At 71.5% G+C, this 19856-nt stretch carries 18 protein-coding genes; 10 read left to right on the top strand and 8 right to left on the bottom strand.

Annotation, left to right across the window (positions count from 1 at the left end):
• The first annotated feature begins 86 nt into the window (after window positions 1-86).
• From ACSGDB_RS05800 to ACSGDB_RS05810, 3 genes are read left to right on the top strand one after another with little or no spacing between them, the layout of a single operon-like run.
• Window positions 87-722 carry a trimeric intracellular cation channel family protein gene (locus tag ACSGDB_RS05800; RefSeq protein WP_434993508.1) on the top strand — a complete coding sequence of 212 codons (636 nt, stop codon included), beginning with the start codon at window positions 87-89 and terminating at the stop codon, window positions 720-722.
• Window positions 723-776: 54 nt separating this feature from the next.
• Window positions 777-1202 carry a hypothetical protein gene (locus ACSGDB_RS05805; RefSeq protein WP_434993509.1) on the top strand — a complete coding sequence of 142 codons (426 nt, stop codon included), beginning with the start codon at window positions 777-779 and terminating at the stop codon, window positions 1200-1202.
• Window positions 1202-1675 (top strand): HIT family protein, encoded by a 474-nt coding sequence (locus ACSGDB_RS05810; protein ID WP_434993510.1) that lies wholly within the window; start codon window positions 1202-1204, stop codon window positions 1673-1675. The genes ACSGDB_RS05805 and ACSGDB_RS05810 overlap by 1 nt, the downstream gene beginning before the upstream one ends.
• A gap of 132 nt (window positions 1676-1807) precedes the next feature.
• On the opposite strand, the gene ACSGDB_RS05815 is transcribed toward ACSGDB_RS05810, so the two are convergent.
• The 4 genes from ACSGDB_RS05815 to ACSGDB_RS05830 form a co-directional block, all read right to left on the bottom strand.
• The gene (locus tag ACSGDB_RS05815; protein WP_434993512.1) at window positions 1808-2632 is read right to left on the bottom strand and encodes a DUF559 domain-containing protein; all 825 of its coding nucleotides are present in this window, start codon (window positions 2630-2632) and stop codon (window positions 1808-1810) included.
• 347 nt (window positions 2633-2979) lie between these two features.
• The gene (locus ACSGDB_RS05820) at window positions 2980-4068 is read right to left on the bottom strand and encodes a polyprenyl synthetase family protein (protein ID WP_434993513.1); all 1089 of its coding nucleotides are present in this window, start codon (window positions 4066-4068) and stop codon (window positions 2980-2982) included.
• A 9-nt stretch (window positions 4069-4077) separates the two neighbouring features.
• On the bottom strand, window positions 4078-5394 hold the full coding sequence (locus tag ACSGDB_RS05825; RefSeq protein ID WP_434993515.1) for a geranylgeranyl reductase family protein: 1317 nt from the start codon (window positions 5392-5394) through the stop codon (window positions 4078-4080).
• Window positions 5395-6159, bottom strand: a complete 765-nt coding sequence (locus ACSGDB_RS05830; protein WP_434993516.1) for a demethylmenaquinone methyltransferase — start codon at window positions 6157-6159, stop codon at window positions 5395-5397.
• Between the two features lie 113 nt (window positions 6160-6272).
• Here ACSGDB_RS05830 and ACSGDB_RS05835 point away from each other — a divergent pair, with 113 nt between their 5' ends.
• The 5 genes from ACSGDB_RS05835 to ACSGDB_RS05855 all read left to right on the top strand — a co-directional run bounded on the left by ACSGDB_RS05835 (window position 6273) and on the right by ACSGDB_RS05855 (window position 10408).
• Entirely contained in the window at window positions 6273-7613 is a 1341-nt protein-coding gene (locus tag ACSGDB_RS05835) for an isochorismate synthase (RefSeq protein WP_434993517.1), read from the top strand.
• A gap of 119 nt (window positions 7614-7732) precedes the next feature.
• Window positions 7733-8521, top strand: coding sequence for a transporter substrate-binding domain-containing protein (locus ACSGDB_RS05840; RefSeq protein ID WP_434993518.1), 789 nt, complete (start codon window positions 7733-7735; stop codon window positions 8519-8521).
• An 85-nt stretch (window positions 8522-8606) separates the two neighbouring features.
• The gene (locus ACSGDB_RS05845; protein WP_434993519.1) at window positions 8607-9392 is read left to right on the top strand and encodes an amino acid ABC transporter permease; all 786 of its coding nucleotides are present in this window, start codon (window positions 8607-8609) and stop codon (window positions 9390-9392) included.
• A gap of 5 nt (window positions 9393-9397) precedes the next feature.
• Window positions 9398-10165 (top strand): amino acid ABC transporter ATP-binding protein, encoded by a 768-nt coding sequence (locus ACSGDB_RS05850; protein WP_434993520.1) that lies wholly within the window; start codon window positions 9398-9400, stop codon window positions 10163-10165.
• Between the two features lie 63 nt (window positions 10166-10228).
• A complete protein-coding gene (locus ACSGDB_RS05855; RefSeq protein ID WP_434993449.1) occupies window positions 10229-10408 on the top strand; it encodes an integrase core domain-containing protein in 180 nt (59 codons plus the stop codon).
• Between the two features lie 13 nt (window positions 10409-10421).
• On the opposite strand, the gene menD is transcribed toward ACSGDB_RS05855, so the two are convergent.
• The 3 genes from menD to ACSGDB_RS05870 all read right to left on the bottom strand — a co-directional run bounded on the left by menD (window position 10422) and on the right by ACSGDB_RS05870 (window position 15688).
• Window positions 10422-12332, bottom strand: a complete 1911-nt coding sequence (gene menD / locus ACSGDB_RS05860; protein ID WP_434993521.1) for a 2-succinyl-5-enolpyruvyl-6-hydroxy-3-cyclohexene-1-carboxylate synthase — start codon at window positions 12330-12332, stop codon at window positions 10422-10424.
• A gap of 99 nt (window positions 12333-12431) precedes the next feature.
• A complete protein-coding gene (locus tag ACSGDB_RS05865) occupies window positions 12432-14549 on the bottom strand; it encodes a PhoX family protein (RefSeq protein ID WP_434993522.1) in 2118 nt (705 codons plus the stop codon).
• A 107-nt stretch (window positions 14550-14656) separates the two neighbouring features.
• On the bottom strand, window positions 14657-15688 hold the full coding sequence (locus tag ACSGDB_RS05870; RefSeq protein ID WP_434993523.1) for an o-succinylbenzoate synthase: 1032 nt from the start codon (window positions 15686-15688) through the stop codon (window positions 14657-14659).
• A gap of 85 nt (window positions 15689-15773) precedes the next feature.
• On the opposite strand from ACSGDB_RS05870, the gene ACSGDB_RS05875 reads away from it, so the two are divergent.
• Window positions 15774-16688, top strand: coding sequence for a phosphatase PAP2 family protein (locus tag ACSGDB_RS05875; protein ID WP_434993524.1), 915 nt, complete (start codon window positions 15774-15776; stop codon window positions 16686-16688).
• A 75-nt stretch (window positions 16689-16763) separates the two neighbouring features.
• Here ACSGDB_RS05875 and ACSGDB_RS05880 read toward each other — a convergent pair whose 3' ends face one another.
• Window positions 16764-17996 carry an MFS transporter gene (locus ACSGDB_RS05880; protein ID WP_434993526.1) on the bottom strand — a complete coding sequence of 411 codons (1233 nt, stop codon included), beginning with the start codon at window positions 17994-17996 and terminating at the stop codon, window positions 16764-16766.
• Window positions 17997-18148: 152 nt separating this feature from the next.
• On the opposite strand from ACSGDB_RS05880, the gene ACSGDB_RS05885 reads away from it, so the two are divergent.
• Window positions 18149-19780, top strand: a complete 1632-nt coding sequence (locus ACSGDB_RS05885) for a DUF222 domain-containing protein (protein ID WP_434993527.1) — start codon at window positions 18149-18151, stop codon at window positions 19778-19780.
• The last annotated feature ends 76 nt before the right edge of the window (window positions 19781-19856 follow it).

Genomic DNA, 19856 nt, shown 5'->3' on the forward strand with positions numbered 1-19856 from the left:
CCCGTCTGTCATGCTGGACAGGCCCTCCTGGCCTCCGTCGACCCTCCGGACCCCGAGGGCACCCCGCCGGAACTTCGAAGGATCTGATGGATACCGTCCCGCACGTCGCGCTCGGCGCCGACCTCCTCGGCGTCTTCTTCTTCGCCGTCTCCGGCTCCCTGCTGGCGGCCCGCAAGGGCTTCGACCTCGTGGGGTCGCTCCTGCTCGCGTCCCTCGCGTCGCTCGGCGGCGGAGTGGCCCGCGACCTCATCCTCAACGTCCCGCCCGCCGCCTTCACCGATCCCGTCTACCTCGTGCCTCCCCTGCTCGCCACCGCGCTGGTGTACTTCGTGTTCTCCGGCGTGGAACGCGGCAAACGCGTCCTGGTCGTCTTCGACGCGGGCGGGCTGGCCCTGTTCTGCATCACCGGCACCCTAAAGGCCCTCGACGCGGGTCTCCACCCGGTCTCCGCCGCCCTCCTGGGCGTGACCACGGCCGTCGGCGGCGGTCTGCTGCGCGACGTCGTCGCGAACGAGGTGCCGCAACTCTTCGACCCCCGTGACATCTATGCGCTGCCCGCGATGCTGGGCTCCGTCGTCGTCACCGTGCTCTACCTGACCGGGACCTTCACCCTCGTCACGGGGACCGTCGCCGCCTCCCTCGTCTTCTCCCTGCGGGTCCTCGCCTGGCGCTACGGCTGGCACGCGCCGCTCGCCGTGCGGACGTGGAGCGCGCGCACGTAGCCCGGACGCGGCCGCTAGGATGGGAGTACCCCCAACCCCCCTCCTGGAGTACTTGTGACTGAGCTGTTTTCCGACAAATTCCGCGCCCTGGTGCCCCAGTACTTCGAGGACGAGTGGGCCGAGGAAGACGGCCTGTCCGACGACGAGCTGGCCGAGATGCTCCAGGGCAAGGACTTCGACCTGCCCCTGGCGCTGCGCGACTTCTACCGCGCCGTCGGTGCCACCGAGGACATCATGGAGGCGTTCCACTTCTTCTGGGACCCCGACGAGCTCGAGATCGAGGACGGCTTCCTCCTGTTCCTCGAGGACGAGGACGAGCAGTACACCTGGGGCATGCGTGCGGACCAGCTGGACGTCCCCGACCCGATCGTCTGGCGGCGCAACAACGTCCGCGGCGAATGGCAGAGCGAGGAGGGCACGTTCAGCGAATACGTGCTCGATCTGTTCGAGTGGGTCTTCGAGGAGGACGACGAGGACTGATGCAGTTCGCCCACCACGCGCCGGAGGGGTACCGGTGCCCGTTCTGCGACCTCGCGCGCTCCGACTTCGGCAACCCGGGGAACCTCTGCCGCCCGGGTGACGTCATCTACGCCGACGACCTCGCGCTCGCATTCATCGCCTCGCACGGTTTCGACCCGAACCCCGGGCACGTCCTGATCACTCCGCGCGAGCACGTCGAACTGCTGTACGAACTGCCGGACGACGCCGCCGCGCGGATCATGACGCTGACGCGCGACATCGCGATCGCCATCAAGCTCGCCTGGCAGCCCGACGGCGTCTCGACCCGGCAGCACAACGAGCCCGCCGGCAGCCAGCACGTGTGGCACTACCACCAGCACGTCCTGCCCCGCTGGCACGACGACGGCTTCTACTTCACGCCGAAGCGGCCCATCGTGGACCCGGAGATCAGGGCGCGGAAGGCCGACGAGCTGCGGGCGTTCCTCCCCCGCTGACCCCGCCGTCGCCCGCTGCCGTTCCTCCCTCTGTGGGTTCGTGCACGGGTTCCAGCGCCGAAGGGCGTGTCGCGCGGGGACACACCGCGTGGGGACGGGCGTCCGGCGGAAACGCGTGCACGAAGCCACGCCTCACCGGACCGGACGGCGTCCGAGCGCCCGGAAGACCAGGGCGAGGACCTCGTCCGGGGCGAACATCACGTCCTCGTAGCAGAAGCGCAGTACGGTATAGCCGCCGATGATGCTCATGTTGTTGCGCCTCCGGTCCCGCCGGAGTGCCTGCCGGTCCGAGTGGTAGGCTGCGCCGTCGATCTCGACGACCAGGAATCCCTCGACGAGGAAGTCGACGCGCCCCACGCCGTCGATGTGGACCTGGGGCCGCACCTCCAGCCCGGCTCCCCGCAGGAGCAGCCGGGCGACGACCTCGATCGCCGATCCACCCGTCAGCTCCACCGAGGCCAGCGCCGCCCGTGCCCTGCCGTTCCGCTTCCCGACCAGCCGCGCCTCGAGGAAGCCCGGGGTGATGTCCCCACGGCGGAAGGCGCTTTCGACCATCGGCGCCGATTCGTCGGCAGGGCGACACTGCAGGACGTGGACGAGGACGTCGGCGAGCCCGACCAGGGGAAGGCGGGGGTGCGGCGGGACCGTCCTCCCCCGATGGTTCACGCACCCGTCCGCCGACCGCGTCACCCGGCACACATGCAGCTCGGCCGTGCGACGGACGCACCACAGCCCGTAGTGCCCCGCCGCCGAGACGCAGGTGAGCCGGGCGCCCGCCGCGACCGCCCGGACGAGGTCCTCCGGTGCGTCCGGGCGGGCCAGGACCCCCCGACGTACCCGGATGATGCTCCCGGCGCAGAGGTGCCGCTCGAGGTCGCGCTCGCTCACGCCGCCGGCCAGAAGGTCCCCGGTCCGTGCGACGCCGCCCCTGCTCGCCAGGATCCGGTCGATGCTCATCACCCAAGCCAAGGTGGCCGGTGGTCGTCGGGGCACCCCCGGTCCGGGTATGTGGACTCGGGCCAGGTCGGGTGGTGCGGTGTCGGGTGGTGCGGTGTCGGGTGGTGCGGTGTCGGGTGGTGCGGTGTCGGGTGGTGCGGTGTCGGGTGGTGCGGTGTCGGGTGGTGCGGTGTCGGGTGGTGCGGTGTCGGGTGGTGCGGCGTCGGGTGGTGCGGCGTCGTGCACGGGTTTCAGGGCCGGAACCGCGTGTCGCGCCCGAACACGCCGGTGCAGAAGGGCCAGTCGAGGGAAAGCCGTGCAGGAAGCCGCGCTGTCCGGGTACGACGCCGGGCGCACCGGCGTCGGCGCTAGACGTCCCGGCTGACGACCGCCTGCGCGAAGCTCTCCAGCGCCTGCTTGACCACGCTGTCCGGCAGCGGCGCGAGCGCCGCCACGGCCTCGTCCGCCCACTGCTGGGCCACGGCCCACGCCTCCTGCGTCTGCGGGTGCTCGCGCACGGCGATGACGGCGGCGGCGAGGGCCTCGTCGGAGGACAGGTCGCCGTCGACGAGCGCGACGACGTCGGCGGCCGAGCGGTCGCCCGCTGCGGCCGCACGGCGCAGCAGGATCACCGGGAGGGTGGGAACACCCTCGCGGAGATCGGTGCCGGGGGCCTTGCCGGACTTCACCTTGAGGCCGGTCACGTCGATGACGTCGTCCGCCAGTTGGAACGCGACGCCCACCTTCTCGCCGTAGGCGACCATGATGTCGATGACCTCCCGCGGGGTGTCCGCGAAGAGGGCGCCGAGCTGCCCGGAAGCCGCCACGAGGGAGCCGGTCTTGTCGGCGATCACCGAGAGGTAGTGCTCGAGGGCGTCCTGGCCCTCGCGTGGGCCCACGGTCTCGTGGAGCTGGCCGAGGCAGAGGCGCTCGAAGGTGCGGGCCTGGATCCCGAGGGCCTCGCCGCCGAGTTCGGAGACGAGGATCGACGCGCGGGCGAAGATCAGGTCCCCGGTGAGGATGGCGACGGAGTTGCCCCACACCTCGTGCGCGGTCGGGGCGCCGCGGCGGTACGGCGCGGAGTCCATGACGTCGTCGTGGTAGAGCGTGGCGAGGTGGGTCAGTTCGACGACGACGGCGGCCTGGACCACCTTGGCCCGCGCCGGGTTGCCGAGGTGCGAGGCGAGGATGGTCAGGAGCGGCCGGATCCGCTTGCCGCCGGCCTCCACGAGGTGACGGCTCGTCGCGTCGGCCAGCGGGTCGGAATTGGCGATGGCGTTGCGGAGCTGCTTCTCCACCTCGGCCAGGCACGAGGAGACGGACGGTCCGAGTTCCGGGTCCTCGGCGATGAGGGCGAACCCGGGAGGCAGGCGCAGGGCGTCGCCGGGGGTGTCCGCCGTGTCCAGCGCGCTGTTGAGGCCCGCGCTGGCCCACCCGGAGTCGAAGGATTGTGTCACGGTCTAAGACTAACGAAGTGGGGCGGCGCTTTGCGCACGCAGGTGTCCGGCCAGGGACGGCTGGTTGGAGGTGGGCGGCACCAGCGACTCGAGCAGGTGGATGACGCGGTCCTCGAAGCCCCGGCCCCCGGCGTCCGTGAGGTTGGCGAGCATGCGCACCACGAAGCGCATGAGGATCGGCACGGGCATGCCGGTGCGCAGGGCCAGCGAGAGGATGGCGGGCTTGCCGATGAGCTGCGCGAAGACGCGGCCGAGCGTGAAGTGGCTGCCCCACTGCTCGCGGATGTAGGGGGCGTACCCGGACATCACCTGGTCGCGGCCGAGCGGCGACGCCACTCCCTGCGCCCGCGCGATGAACTCGGCCGCGTACCGGGCGGATTCCATCGCGTAGGAGATGCCCTCGCCGTTGAACGGCGAGACCATGCCGCCCGCGTCCCCGAGGAGCAGGAGTCCGGGACTGTAGTGCGGTGTCCGGTTGAAGCCCATGGGCAGCGCCGCACCGCGGATCTCGCCGACCATGTTCGACGGCGTGAAGCCCCATTCGGCGGGCATGCCCGCCGTCCAGTCCCGCAGCACCTGCTTGTAGTCCAGCTTGCCGAACTCGGCGGACGAGTTCAGGATGCCGAGGCCCACGTTGGAGGTGCCGTCGCCGACGCCGAACACCCAGCCGTAGCCGGGCAGGGGCTTGCCGGTGGCGTCCGGCAGTTCGAGCCAGCCTTCCATCCAGTCGTCGTCGGTGCGGGGGCTGGTGAAGTAGGTGCGGACGGCGACGCCGAGCGGGCGGTCGTCGCGCTTCTGCATCCCGAGGCTGACGGCGGTCCGGGTCGAGTTGCCGTCGGCGGCGAGGACGACGTCGGCGGAGAAGGTGCGCCTCTCGCCCGTCTTGCGGCCGTCGGCGTCGAGCAGGTTCACGACGACGCCCGTGACGCGTCCGGCGTCGTCGCGGACGGCGGAGGACACGGAGTGGCCCTCGAGGATCGTGGCGCCGGCGGACCGGGCGTGCCGGGCCAGGGCCTCGTCGAAGCCGAGGCGCGTGCGGACCAGGCCGTAGTCGGGGAAATCGCTCAGCTCGGGCCAGGGCACCTCGACGGTGCGCTTGCCGGCGATCAGGCGGAGCCCGCGGTTGCGGCGCCACCCCTCGCTCTCGTCGTGCGGCAGGCCGAGCAGCTGCAGTTCGCGCGTGGCGCGGGGCGTCAGGCCGTCGCCGCAGACCTTCTCCCGGGGGAAGAAGGTCTTCTCGAGGACGGTCACCTCGATCCCGGCGCTCGCGAGGTAGTAGGCGGCGGTGGAGCCCGCCGGGCCGGCCCCGACGATGAGGACCGACATCTAGTCGACCTCGGTCGTCCGACGGCGCAGCCGCACCTGGCCCGGCAGGAGCGGCTCCTCGCCGGGCGCTGCGGGCGCCTTCGTGGCGCGGTGCACGGCCACGATGCCGCCGTTGAGGTTCCGGTACCGGACGCCGTCCCAGCCGCTGTCGCCGATCCACGCGGCGAGCTCGTCCTGGTTCGGCCAGGCCCGGATGGACTCCGCAAGGTAGACGTAGGCGTCGGGGTTGGAACTGACCTTGCGGGCGATCGCGGGGAGCGCCCGCATGAGGTACTCGGTGTACGTGGTGCGCCAGAGCGCGACGGTGGGCTGGGAGAACTCCGCGATGACGAGGCGACCGCCGGGCCGCGTCACACGCAGCATCTCGGCGAGCGCCTTCTTCGGCTCGTTCACGTTGCGCAGGCCGAAGGAGATGGTGCACGCGTCGAAGGAGTTGTCCGCGAAGGGGAGGTCGGTGGCGTCTCCGGCCACGAAGTCGATGTCGGGGCGGCGTCGCTTGCCCACCTTGAGCATGCCGAGCGAGAAATCGCAGGCGACGACGTCGATCCCCGCGTCCGCGTACGGCTCGCTCGACGTGCCGGTGCCGGCCGCGAGATCCAGGACGCGCTGTCCCGGCTCCGCGCCGACGGCGTCCACCACGATGCGGCGCCACCGGCGGGTCTGCCCCATCGACAGGACGTCGTTGACGACGTCGTACTTGGGCGCCACGTCGTCGAACATGGCTGCTACTTCGTCAGGCCGCTTCTCCAGCGATGCGCGATTCACTCGCCCATTGTCTCAAAGAAACGCCGGCCACCCGACCGGCGTCCGGCGCACGTGCCCAACCTCACGGGACCGCACGGCGTCGCCCGGACGCCGCGGAGTACGCTTGAGGCATCATGAGCACACCGTCCCTCACTGCGCTGCCCCCTGCGCCCGGGCAGTCCCGCGGGCTCCGCAGCATCACCGTGGCACGGGCGGACATGGACCCGCAGACCGGGCTCCTCGAGTACGTGGTCCGCAACGACGCCCTCACCTGGATCCGCCGCGGGTCCGGACTCGTGGCCTACGGCGAGACCGCCCGGTTCACCGTCACCGGGCCCGACCGCTTCACGCAGGCCCAGGAATGGTGGCGCCGCGAACTCGCCGGCGCGGAGGTGCTCGACGATCTCGACGTCCCCGGCAGCGGCCTCATCGCCTTCGGCTCGTTCGCCTTCTCCAAGACCTCCGCGCACGAATCACGCCTGATCGTCCCCGAGGTGGTGGTGGGCTGCAGCGAGGGCCGTGCCTGGCTGACCTTCATCACCGACGACGCCGAGGCCGAGTTGAGCGCCGAGGCGGCCGAGGCGGCGCTCGCGGCCTACCTCGTGGAACCCGACGCCGGGCGCTCCCCCAACCCGGGCGACCGTCTCGGCCCCGGCGTCCTCAGCGAGGACCAGTACCAGCACGCGGTCGCCGAGGGCGTCAAGCACGTGCAGGCCGGCGAGCTGAGCAAGCTCGTGCTGGCGCGCGACGTCGTCGCGCACCTCGAGACGCCTGTCGCGACGGCGCAGGTGCTGCGCGAACTCGCGGTGCGGTACGAGGACTGCTGGACGTACGCCGTGGACGGCCTGATCGGGTCGACGCCGGAGATGCTCATCAAGGTGGAGAACAACACGGCTCGCGCCCGCGTGCTCGCCGGAACCCTCGACCGGGCCAACGCGCCGGCCGGCGACCCCGGCTACGCGGACCGGGTCCTCGCGGGGTCGGGGAAGCAGCTCCACGAGCACCAGATCGCGATCGACTCCCTCACCGAGACGCTCCAGCCGTTCACGAGCTCCATGACCTCCCACAGCGAGCCGTTCGTGCTGCAGTTGCCCAACGTGTGGCATCTCGCCTCGGACGTCACGGCACAGCTCGCGGCGGACGACGACGGCCGGGTGCCGACGTCCCTGGCCCTCGTGCAGGCGCTGCATCCCACCGCCGCGGTGTGCGGCACCCCCACGACGGTCGCCGGGGCGCTCATCCGCGAGCTCGAGCACCTGCAGCGCGGGCCCTACGCCGGGCCGGTGGGATGGATCGACGCCGGGGGGAACGGGGAGTGGGGCATCGCCCTGCGCGGCGCCGTCGTCGAGACACCCACGCGCGTCCGGCTCTACGCGGGGTGCGGGATCGTCGAGGGGTCCCAGCCCGAGGCGGAGCTCGCGGAGACGTGGAGCAAGTTCCGGCCGATGATCGAGGCCCTCGGCCTGTCCCGATGACCGTCGCCACCGACCTGCCCTGGTGACCAGCAGGCAATCCCTGTCGCCTGTGATGCACCTCTCCCTGCCGCTAGAATCAGCAGAACCGTCCCCGTCCCACCCGCCCGAATGAGGTACCGATGCTTTCCAAGAAATCTGCACTGCTGGCCGCGATGGCCGCCGGCACACTCGCGCTGAGCGCGTGCGGCGGAGGTTCCGACGACGCCGCCTCCGAGGAGGCGAGCGGCCTGAACCTCGTGTCCGAGGGCTCACTCACCGTGTGCTCGGACATCCCGTACCCGCCCTTCGAGTACGAGGAGAACGGCGAGTACACCGGCTTCGACATGGATCTCATGAAGGAGATCGCCGCCGGCATGGACCTCGAGCTCTCCGTCCAGGACGTCGAGTTCAACGGCCTCCAGAGCGGCGCCGTCATCGCCGCCGGCCAGTGCGACATCGGCGCCAGCGCGGTCACGATCACCGAGGAGCGCAAGGCGAACCTGACGTTCTCGGACCCGTACTACGACTCGCTGCAGTCGCTCCTCGTGCCGACCGACTCGGACATCGCCTCGATCGAGGACCTCGCCGGCAAGAAGGTCGGCGTGCAGCAGGGCACCACCGGCGAGACCTATGCCGAGGAGAACGCTCCCGAGGCCGAGATCATCCAGTTCCCGTCGGACGCCGAGATGTACGCCGCCGTCCAGGCCGGGAACGTCGATGCCCTGCTGCAGGACCTCCCGGTGAACATCGGCCACACCGAGGACGGCGCCTTCACCATCGCGGAGGAGTACCCGACCGACGAGCAGTACGGCTTCATCATGGCCAAGAGCGGCAGCGAGGAACTCGTGGCCGCCGTGAACGAGCAGCTCGGCACGCTGCGCGACAACGGCAAGTACCAGGAAATCTACGACTCCTACTTCGCGGAGTAGACCAGCCCTGCCCGTGCGGCCCCGGATGTCCGACGACTCCGGGGCCGCGCGGGTGCCACCTCCCGAAGGAAGGTAGATCCACCGCGTGAAACGTTCAACCCGCAGACGCCTCATCCAGGGCGTCCTCTACGCGGTCTTCGTCGCCGTCGTCCTGTTCATCATCCTCGCGGCCGACTGGGACAAGATCCAGACGAACTTCCTCGATCTCGAGGTCGCTGCTGCGACCTTCCCCGAGGTCGTCACGATCGCGGCGAAGAACACGATCGTCTACACGGCCATCGCCTTCGTCGGCGGCATGCTGCTCGGGCTCCTGCTGGCGCTCATGAAGCTCTCCCCGGTGCTGCCGTACCGGTGGGTCGCCACCGGGTACATCGAGCTGTTCCGCGGGCTGCCCGCGCTGCTGGTGATCTTCGGGTTCGCCTATGCGGTCCCCATCGCGTTCGAGTGGCGCCCGCCCGGAGGCAACGCGGGGGCCGGTCTCATCGGCCTGATCGTGGTGTCCGCGGCGTACATCGCGGAGACCATCCGGGCCGGGATCGAGGCCGTGCCCAAGGGACAGGTCGAGGCCGCGCGCTCCCTCGGCATGAACCCGGCGTGGACCATGCTCACCGTCGTCCTCCCCCAGGCCTTCCGGATCATCACTCCCCCGCTGACGAACGAGCTGGTCATCCTCATCAAGGACACGTCGCTGCTCTTCATCGCCGGCATGGCCATCGCGGACCGGGAACTCACCACCTTCGCCCGGGACGCCCTGACCAGCCAGGCCAACGCGACGCCCCTCGTCGTGGCCGCCATGATGTACCTGGTCATCACGTTGCCGCTCACCCAGCTCGTGGCGAAGCTCGAACGACACAACAAGAGAGGCCGGTGATCCCGGTGGCACACCCAGCATCGGTTCCGACGCGTTCGACGGCGGTCCCCGCGATCGAGGTCCGCGCCCTGTGCAAGAACTTCGGCGCCAACGAGGTGCTCAAGGGCATCGACTTCCACGTGGACCACGGCGAGGTGGTGTGCGTGATCGGGCCCTCCGGCTCCGGCAAGTCCACGCTCCTGCGCTGCGTCAACCGGCTCGAGGAGCCCACCAGCGGCACGGTCATGGTGGAGGGCGTCGACATCACGGACAGCGAGACGGACCTCGACGGCGTGCGCACGCGCATCGGCATGGTCTTCCAGCAGTTCAACCTCTTCCCGCACCTGAGCGTCCTGAAGAACCTGACCCTCGCCCAGCAGCGCGCCAAGAAGCGGCGGAAGGCGGAAGCGGTCGAGGTGGCCCACCGGAACCTCGCCAAGGTGGGCCTCGCCGAGAAGGCCGACGCCTTCCCGGCGCAGCTCTCCGGCGGCCAGCAGCAGCGCGTGGCCATCGCCCGCGCCCTGTCGATGGACCCGGACATGATGCTGTTCGACGAGCCCACCAGCGCCCTGGACCCCGAGCTCGTCGGTGACGTGCTCGAGGTCATGAAGCAGCTGGCCCGGGAGGGCATGACCATGATGGTGGTCACGCACGAGATGGGCTTCGCCCGCGAGGTCGGAGACCGGGTGGTCTTCATGGACGGCGGCGTCGTCGTGGAGCAGGGCAAGCCCGAGGACGTCCTCGGCAACCCGCAGCACGAGCGGACGAAGCTCTTCCTCTCGAAGGTGCTCTAGGTGTACTGGGCTGGGACGTTGTTGACGCGGGGGTCTTGAAATGGAGGAGGACCTCCGGGCTAAGTGGAGCTGTCTAGTTCCCACACTTCGTGCTCGGAGGTCCTCGTGTCTCACGTTAACGCCCGCCTCACCAGCAGCGCTCACCGTCAAGCCGCCCTTGCACCCTGGCTCGAGCACTACAACACTGAACGTATCCACACCGGCATCGGAACCACACCCATCACCCGAGTGTCACCAACCTGACGGCTCAGTACATCTAGGCGCGAGGCGCCGCGGACGCCACCGCGTGGCGGACGCGCGCGTGGAGGTCCCGGAGCGTCGGGCGCTCCGCCCGCACCTCGAGGATGGAGCGGCCCCTGATGGGCCGCTCCATCGCCGTATCCAGCTCCTGGGGCGTGGTCGCCCGTTCGTGGCGTAGCCCGTAGGCGGCGGCCAGCGCAGCGAGGTCCACCGTGTGCGGCGTCCCGAACAGCCGTTCCACGGCGGGCCCGTAGCGCGCCGTCGTGCTCTCGGCCCCGTGCTCGAGCAGGCCGAAGATCCCGCCCCCGCCGTCGTTGAGGACCACGATCTGCAGGTCGGGCTGCGGTTCGCCGCTGCCGACCAGCAGGCCGCCGACGTCGTGCAGGAACGTGAGGTCGCCCAGCAGCGCGCGCGTGGGGATGCCCGCCGCGAGGGCCACCCCGGTGGCCGTCGAGATGGTGCCGTCGATACCCGCGAGGCCGCGGTTCGCGAAGACCTCCAGCGGATGCTGGTCCGTCGCGGCGACGAGGTCGACGTCCCGGATCGGGTTGGACGAGCCGAGCACCAGGTTGCCGTGCGTGTACTCCCAGACGGCGTCGGCCACGTGCAGTCCGGTGAGCTGGGGCTCGTCGCCCAGCAGCGACTGGATCGCGGCGTCCGCCGCCGCGCCGGCCTCCCGCCAGGAGCGCAGCCAGCCCTCCTCGCCGCGCCCCGCGAAGGCGAGCAGTTCCGGCAGGGTGTCGATGATGCGCTCGGGGCGCCGGCCGTCCTCGAACCAGGCGACGGGCGCGGGCAGGTACAGCGCGTGCTCGACGTCGGGCCGGGCCAGCAGCGCGGCGACGGGTCGGGACAGCGTGGGCCGGCCGAACGTCACCACCCGTGTGATGGGGGCGCCGAGGTGCTCCAGGAGCAGCCGGTACGGAGCGACGGCGCTGCTGCCGAACCGCGCGTTGGAGGACGGCTCCGCGAACAGCGGGAGGTCCAGGTGCGCGGCGAACACCGCGGCGAGCTCCCCCGCCCCGTGGCCGGCGACGACGACGGTCCGCCCGGCGCCGGTGCGGTGCGGCCTGCCCTCGGGCTGCGGGCCTGCTTCCGCGGACACGGGTGCTTCCGCGCCGCCGCCTGGCACGGAAGCATCGGCGCCCCCGCCCGGCCCGGCCGTCGCGGCGCCGCCGTCGTCCGCACCGACCGAGCCGCCCGCCGCACCACCGACCGACCCGACCGCCGTGCCGCCGCCGTCATCCGCACCGGTGGCCACCGCGAAGCCCGCCCCCGGTCGGGTCGCCGGCCGATCCTCGCCCGTGTTCCCGGTGACCCCTGTGTCCCAGGCGTCCCCTGCGTCCCCGGGATCTGCCGGGACGAGCGGGTCACGGAAGGCCAGATTGAGGTGGACCGGGCCCGGCGGAGCGGTCGGGACGCCGCCCACGGCGCGGCCGAGGGCGGCGTGGAGGGCGTCCCGGACGGTCGGGCCCGGGTCCTCGCCCGCACCGACGTCGATGCCCATCCGTACATGTACGCCGAACAGTCCCGGCTGCACCGTCGTCTGGTTGGCCCCGGTGCCGCGCAGCTCGGCGGGTCGGTCGGCGGAGATCACCACCAATGGCACCGCGGCGTGGTTCGCCTCCATGACCGCCGGCAGGAGCTCACCCACGGCCGTGCCCGACGTCGTCACCACCGCCGCCGGACGCTGGCCGCCGAGCGCCAGCCCCAGGGCGGTGAAGGCACCGGACCGCTCGTCGATCCGCACGTGCAGCCGGACGAGGCCTGCGTCCTCCGCCTCGGACAGCGCGTAGGCCAGCGGGGCGCTGCGCGAGCCGGGGGCGACGACGACGTCGTGCACGCCACCGGCGACGAGGGCCCGGACGACACGGGCGGCCGAGGCCGCGGAGTCGAGGGAGGAGGGCTGGGGAACGGCTGCGTCGGTCACGGCTCCATCCTTCCACCCCCACACGGACGCACCCCCACCCGGAGGTGGGGGTGCGTGGCATCAGCCGGCGTGGGCCGTCCCGTCGACCGTGCGGACCTGCTAGCGGCGTGGCGTGCCCTGCCGCTTCCGACCGCGACCGTTGTGGTCCTCGTCGCGGCGACCCTCGGACGCACGATAGACCTGGACGACCGACGGACGCGGCAGCGCGGCCTCTCCCCTGCGCGGGGCACCGCCCAGGGGCACGTAGTCGGGGAACAGGGAGGCCTGCGCGGCCCACTCTCCGTCCTCCCCCGGATGCTGCACCGCCACGAAGACGGTGCCGTCCTGGTCGTGGATGACCGGCCCGCACGTCTCGGCGTCCCGCGGCACGGCGAGGAACTGCTGCACGCGGCCGCGCTCGGCGCCTTCCAGTCCCACCTTGAACAGGCCGTCCGCGAAGCCCACGGTGCCCGGCTGCCCGTCCGTCGAGATCCACAGGTTGCCCGCCGAGTCGAAGGCCACGTTGTCGGGGCAGGAGATCGGGGAGACCTTGTCCGTCGGGTAGCCGGCGAAGTAGGTGGAGGGGTTGCGCGCGGGATCGCCGCAGACCAGCAGCAGGTTCCACGTGAAGCGGGTGCCCGTCGCGTTGCCGCCGGCCTCCGTGAGTTCGACGACGTGGCCGTCGCGGTTCTGCGTGCGCGGGTTGGCCTCGTCCGCGACGGCGCTGCTGCCGACGCCGCGGTTCGTGTTGTTGGTGCACGCCACGTACACCTTGCCCGTGCGCGGGTTCGGTTCGACGTCCTCGCACCGGTCCATCTTGGTGGCGCCCATCCTGTCCGCGGCGATCCGAGTGAAGACGCACACCTCGGCGGCGGTCATGCCCGCGACCACGGATTCGTTGTCGATGAGCAGCGGCAGCCACTCGCCCACGCCGTCGAACGCGCCATCGGTCGGGAGCGTGCCGGTGCCGTCTATCTCGGCGACGGAGTTGCCCTGGAACCGCGCGACGTACAGCGAGCCCTCGCTGAGCAGGGTCATGTTGGCCCGGCGCGCCGCAGGGCTGCTGCCCGGCTGCACCTTCCTGGTGGACACGAACTTGTAGAGGTAGTCGAAGCGCTCGTCATCGCCCATGTACGCGACCACGCGGCCGTCGGCGGAGACCGTCACGTTCGCACCCTCGTGCTTGAAGCGGCCCAGCGCGGAGTGCTTCCGGGGCGTCGACGTGGGGTCGAACGGGTCCACCTCGACGATGTAGCCGAAACGGTGCTTCTCGTTCTCGTACCCGGCGTTGCGGGTGTCGAAGCGGGGCTCGTCGATCTCCCAGCCGCGCGCCGTCGGCTTGCTGGTGATGCCGTAGCGGCGATCGCCGTCGCTGGTGCCGGCGGCCACGAAGTAGCCGTTGAAGTTCTCCTCGCCGGAGAGGATGGTGCCCCACGGGGTGGTGCCGCCGGCGCAGTTGCCGAGGGTGCCGAGGATGCTGCGGCCGGCCGGGTCGTCCTTCGTCCTCAGCAGATCCGACCCCGCCGCGGGGCCGGTCACCTCGTAGGCGGTGGTGGTCAGGTAGCGGCGGTTGAGCGGGGCGCCCTGGACGTAGGACCACGGCTTGTTCCGGTTCCTGCGTTCGAGCTCGACGACGGAGAGCCCGTGGGCGGCCCTGCCGATGCCGCGGACCTCCGCCGCGGGCGTCGTCGGGGGCACCATGATGTTCTCGTTCGTGTACTCGTGGTTGGCGAAGAGCACCGCGCGGCGGCCCTTGCTGCCCTCGATCTCGAGGACGTCGGTGTAGTCGCAGTTGTAGCCAAACTGGAGCGCCTGCGCGGCGGCGGTCTGGCGGTCGGCGTCGAAGTCCGGGGACGTGCGGAAGAGCGGATCGCCCCAGCGGATGACGGGCTTCCAGCCGTAGCCCCGCGGGACCGTCATGTCGTCGACCAGCGCGTCCACGGGCTCGATGGCGGTGAAGGGCAGAGCGCCGGCCCCCTTCCCACCCGGCGCCGCGACGGCGGAACCGGCACCGGTCTGGGAGGCGACGAGGAGCGTCAGGGCCCCGGCCGCGCCCGCCCCGAGCGCGCTGCGGCGCGAGAACTCGCGCGAGGCGATATCGCGGAAGTAGTTGTTGGCGGAGGTGTTGCAGACGGCGTCGGCGCAGGCGTTGTCACACTTCAGGGCGCAGGTGACGGCACTGCGCTTCCCCTTGGTGTGGCCGAGCATGGGCAGGAGGCGGCGCGCGGTGTCAGTCATGGAATACCTCTCGACGGGGTGGACGGCGTGCCCCCACCCTGTCGGGGGTTCCTGAACGGGCGGGGTGCACGCCGGTGAACCCCGCGTGAACGGGATCGGAACTCGCGTCAGTGCGGCTGCGCCCCGTCGAGGACCCGGTAGCAGCGCGCCAGGCGGTCCAGCCACCAGCGCCGCCGATCCTCGCCGGCCGCGAAGCGCTCGAGCAGCTCCTCCGACGCCTCGACGTCGCGCACCGGGAGGACCCCGTGCTCGGGGACGAGGGAGGCCTCGGCGACGTCGCCGGCCATGAGGGAGACGGTGGCGAGCCCGCAGGCGTAGGGCAGTGCGGGGAGCGCGGCGGCGAGGGCCACCCCGGCGCGGATACCCACCGAGGTGTCGAGGGCGGAACTGACGACGGCGGGCAGCCCCGCGCGGCCGATGATGTCCAGCGCGCGCCGGACGCCGCCGAGCGGCGGGGCCTTGATGACGAGCACATCGGCGGCGTCCTCGCGGGCCACCCGCAGCGGGTCGTCCTGGCGGCGCACGCTCTCGTCGGCGGCAACGAGGACCGCCTCGCCGCGGCGGCGCAGTTCCAGCCGGACGGTGCGCAGGCCGGGGATGTCGGCCACCGGCTGCTCCACGTACTGCAGGCCGAACCGCGCGAGTTCCTCGAGGGCCGTCAGCGCCTCCTCGACCGTCCAGCCGCCGTTGGCGTCGATCTTGATCCCGGCATCGGGGAGGAGGCGGCGCACCTCGGCGACCCGCGCGACGTCGTCGGCCAGGACCTGACCCCGCTCGGCCACCTTCACCTTGACGGCGCCCACCTGACCGAAGCGGGCCAGCACGCCCTCGACATCGGCGGGCCCGACGGCAGGGACCGTCGCGTTCACGGGGACCTCGGACCGGACCGGGGCCGGGAAGCCGTGCCAGGCCGCTTCGAGGGCACCGGCGAGCCAGGGCGCGGATTCGGCGTCGTCGTACTCCAGGAACGGGCAGAACTCCCCCCAGCCGGCCGGCCCCCGCACCAGCAGGGCCTCCCGGACGAGGACGCCGCGGAACTTCACGCGCATGGGCACGGAGACGATTCGCGCCGAGGCCGACACCTCCTCGAGGGTCGGCAGGGAGAGGGCGTCCGGCTGGGGATGGTCCGAGGTTCGCACGCCCTCAGGGTACGGGAGCGGAACGCCGCCGCGGAGGTCACGGAACAGCGACGGACAGGCCCGGTGGTGTGGAACGATGGACGGGATGACGTCCCAGCGAACCTCCACCGGATCGGCGCGGGCAGCACGCTCGCCGCTGTTGTTCGTGCTGGCCGCGGTCTTCTGCGCCTCCGCACTCGGCTGGACCTACTGGGCCTTCGTCCGGACCACCAGGGGCCAGTTCGCGGACGAGTCCGCCTGGCGTGAGGCCGACGTCGCCGCACCCGACACCCAGCTCCCGTTCCTGCGGTTCCTCGACACCCTGCCGCTCGTCTCGATCGTCGTCGCTGCGGCGGCGATCCTGTTCGTGGCCGTGGTGCGACGGCGGGTGGCGGCCGCCGTGACGGCTGTCGGCGTCATCCTCGCCGCGAACCTGACCACGCAGCTGCTCAAGAACATCGTGTTCGACCGCCCCGACCGGGGCGTCGAGACCCTCGCGTTCAATTCATTGCCGTCGGGGCATACGACGCTCGCGGCCTCGGCGGCGGCCGCAGTGTTCATCATCGCCTCGCCGCGCTGGCGGCCGTTCGCCGCCGCCGCCGGCGGGGCGTACTCCGTCCTCGCGGGCGCGGCCACGTTCATCAACCTCTGGCACCGCCCGGCCGACGTCGTCGCCGCGCTCCTGGCCGTCGGGACGTGGACGCTCATCGGCGGGCTGATCATCATGCGGACCGGTGACCACTGGAACAACTGGCACGGCTACGACGCGTTCTGGGCGTCGTCGCGTGCGTGGCTGGTGGCGTGCTGGGCGCTGGGACTCGGCGGCCTCGCGCTGTCCATGGTGCTCTACCTCTCCGTCCTGGCCATCGGGCCGGCCCCGGAGCCCGGCACCGCGAACGTCCCGCTGTTCTTCTGGTGGGGGCTCACGTGGATCGTGGGCGTCGGCTTCACCCTCGCGGCCGCCGCGGGATGGCTCTTCTCCGCGCAGGCCCGCGTCTCCGCCGCTCCGCGCACCCCCTGACCGTGCCGGCGTCGGGGATGCTTTGGGTCTTCCGATCTACGGGCGGCACGGTCCGGCGCACGACGCCGAGGGGTGTCAGCTCCGGGAGCGCGCCGGTTGCGCCGACCCCGGCGCCGCCCGCGGGATCCAGTACCAGAGGATCCCTGCACCGAGGAAGCCGAGAACCGCCGTCGCCCAGATACCGGCCGACAGCGTGGCGAGCGCGGTGACGAGGGCGAGCAGCCCGGGGCCGGCCATGGTCCCGCCGTCCGTGAGCAGGCGCCAGACGCCGAGGAACTGCGGACGGCCGGGTGACGGCGAGAAGTCCGCCCCGAGCGTCATGACGATACCCGAGCCGATGCCGTTGCCGAACCCGATGAGCAGGGCGATCAGGAGCAGGCCCGTCGCGTCCCCGGTGAGGGGCAGGAGCGTGAGGGCGGTGCCCATGATGAGCATGCACGGGACGGCGATCCAGCGGCGGCCCCGGACGTCCATGACCTTGCCGGACGGGTAGAAGATCAGCATGTCGATCGCACCCGACAGTCCGTAGATCAGCGCCGTGGCCGAGGCGTCCAGACCGATGTTCTCGGCCCACAGCGGCAGGACCGCCTGCCGGGTGGCCCGCACCGCCGCGATCAGCAGCACCCCGATCCCGACGGTGAGGAAGATCCGGGCGTGGCTGCGCACCGTGGAGCGTACTGTCGGCGGAGCCGCGAGCGCGGCCTCGACCGGGGTGCGGGCCGTCATCGCGACCCGCCCCGGGGCGTCGAGCTCGGGGACGCGCCAGCTCAGGGCCGCAGCGGCGAGGCTCGCCGACCCGCCCACCCAGTACGCGCCGTCCAGACCGACGGCGCTCATGGCGACGGCGGCCGCGAACGGCCCCGCGAAGACCCCGATCCGCGTGACGCCACCGAGCGTGGAGAGGGCCCGGGCGCGGAAGTGCGCCGGCACGGCCTCGGTGAGGTAGCTCTGGCGTGCGAGCCCGAACACGGCGCCCGCCATGCCCACCATGAAGACGGCGGCCGCGAAGACGGCCAGGGTGGTGGCTGCCAGTGCGAGGAACATGGCCGCCGCGCACCAGAGCGCGGCCCCTACCAGCGCCCTGCGTTCGCCGAAGCGCGTGGCGATCAGCGTCGCCGGGACGTTCGTGACGAGGGAGCCGATACCCGAGAGCGTGATGACGAGCGCGGCCGTCGCCACGTCCGCGCCGAGGTCGCGCGCGGTGAGCGCGATGACCGGCAGGATGGCGCCCGTGGCGACTCCGTACAGCAGCGACGGGCCGTAGGCGCCGACGGCGATCGCACGGAGGTCGAAGGTTTCCTGGGGCACCCGTCCAGCCTAGCGGGCAGGGCATCCCTCCCGGAGAGGCGCCGATCCCGTGTGAACAGCGGGCAATCCTGTGGAGACCAAGTCGCCCACTACCCCTCCACAATCGCGCGCCCGCCTCGATTATTAGAAGATGTGTTCGATAATATCGGCTCATGGTCATTACCTCGATCGCACGCTCCCCACACCCGGGATCCTCCCTCGAGGAGGCGCGCACCGTCCTCGGCGCCTGCGCCCTCGGCCTGGCCCAGTACCACCACCTCCTGTCACGCCAGGACGCCCTGCGGTTCGTCGTGGACGTGGAGCAGGTGTCGAAGGTCGTCGATTACCTGCAGGTCCTCGCAGCGAGGGTGGCGGATCACCACGGCCTTGCGTCGGAACAGGGCGCTCCCGGCCCATCCGGTCCGGCGGAAGCGCCGTCGGTTGCGGAGGGTCCCGAAACCACGTCATCCAGCCCTTCCAGCCCGCCCGGCCCACCCGCGTCAGCTGCCGACGTCGGGCGAAGGGTCAGGAACTGCGCTGATTTCCTTCGGGAGACACTGGGTATCAGCCGGACCGAGGCGCGACGTCGCCTGCACCTGGCTGCGGTCGTGCTGCCGAGCCTGTCACCCACCGGGAACCCGCTCCCGCCCCGGCTGGAGTCGCTGGGTGGGGCCATGGATTCCTTCGCTGTCAGTGGACGAGCGGCTGCCGCCGTGGCACAGGCGATCGAGCGGGTGCAGTCCTTCGCGCCACCGGATCAGCTCGCGTCGATGGAGCAGCACCTCACCCGGCAGGCGATCGAGTCCGACGAGGACATCCTCCGCGTCCTGGTCCGCCGCTGGGAATCAGTGCTCGACCAGGACGGACGGGAACCCACGGAGAAGGTACTGCGCGCGCGCCAGGGTGTCTTCCTCAAGGGACGGCGCCACGGATTGCACGTCCTGGAGATCGGCGCCACGGACGAGCAGTTCGAACAGCTCGCCACCGTCATGAATACGGCCGCCAACCCACGAGCATCCCGGGGGCATGCGGCACACCCGATCGATGGCGGAGGACCGGAGGCGGCCGGCCGTGCGCCCGGTCCGGCACGCGACCCGGCGCCCGGGCCGGAACCCGCTTCGCAGGAGCAGCCGGTCGATCACTGCGGTCCGACCCGTCCGCAGCAACTCCTCGATGGACTGGTCTCGGCCTGCAGGATCGCCCTGTCGACCGGAGGCCTACCCGCGACGGGCGGGCATCGTCCACAGGTGATGGTCACCATTGATTACAGGGACCTGGTCGGCGAGACCGAGCGGGCGGGCGACGCCGTCTTCTCCGTACAGATCGGTGCGCGGACCATCAGGAGGCTGGCCTGTGATGCCGACATCATCCCGCTGGTCCTGGGCAGCGAGGGAGAGGTCCTCGACCTGGGACGCGCGCAACGCCTGTTTCCACCACACCTTCGACGGGCGCTCGTCGCCCGGGACAAGGGGTGTGCCTTCCCGGACTGCGTCGTCCCGGCCAGCTGGTGCGAGGCACATCATCTGACACCGTGGTCGTGCGGTGGAGGGACCAGCATCGACAACGGGGTGCTGCTGTGCTCCCGCCACCATCACGTCATCCACGAGGATCTGTGGAGCGTCGAGCTCCGCGGCGGCATACCGTGGTTCACTCCGCCGGGTCATCGACGCCGGACCGACACCCCGCGAAGGAACCGGTACTGGCAGGCAGGGCGCACGGTTCACGGCGAACTCACCACCACGCCTGTGCACCTCCCCGCCCGTCAGCCATCGGTGTCCGGCCGGACCGACACGGACACGGGATGACCGACACGGGACGACCGACACGGGACGACGCGTGCTGGATGACGGCCGCGGCACGGCGCCGGTGGGATCGTGCATG

Source organism: Arthrobacter sp. Ld5 (genome assembly GCF_051172775.1).
GTDB lineage: Bacteria > Actinomycetota > Actinomycetes > Actinomycetales > Micrococcaceae > Arthrobacter_D.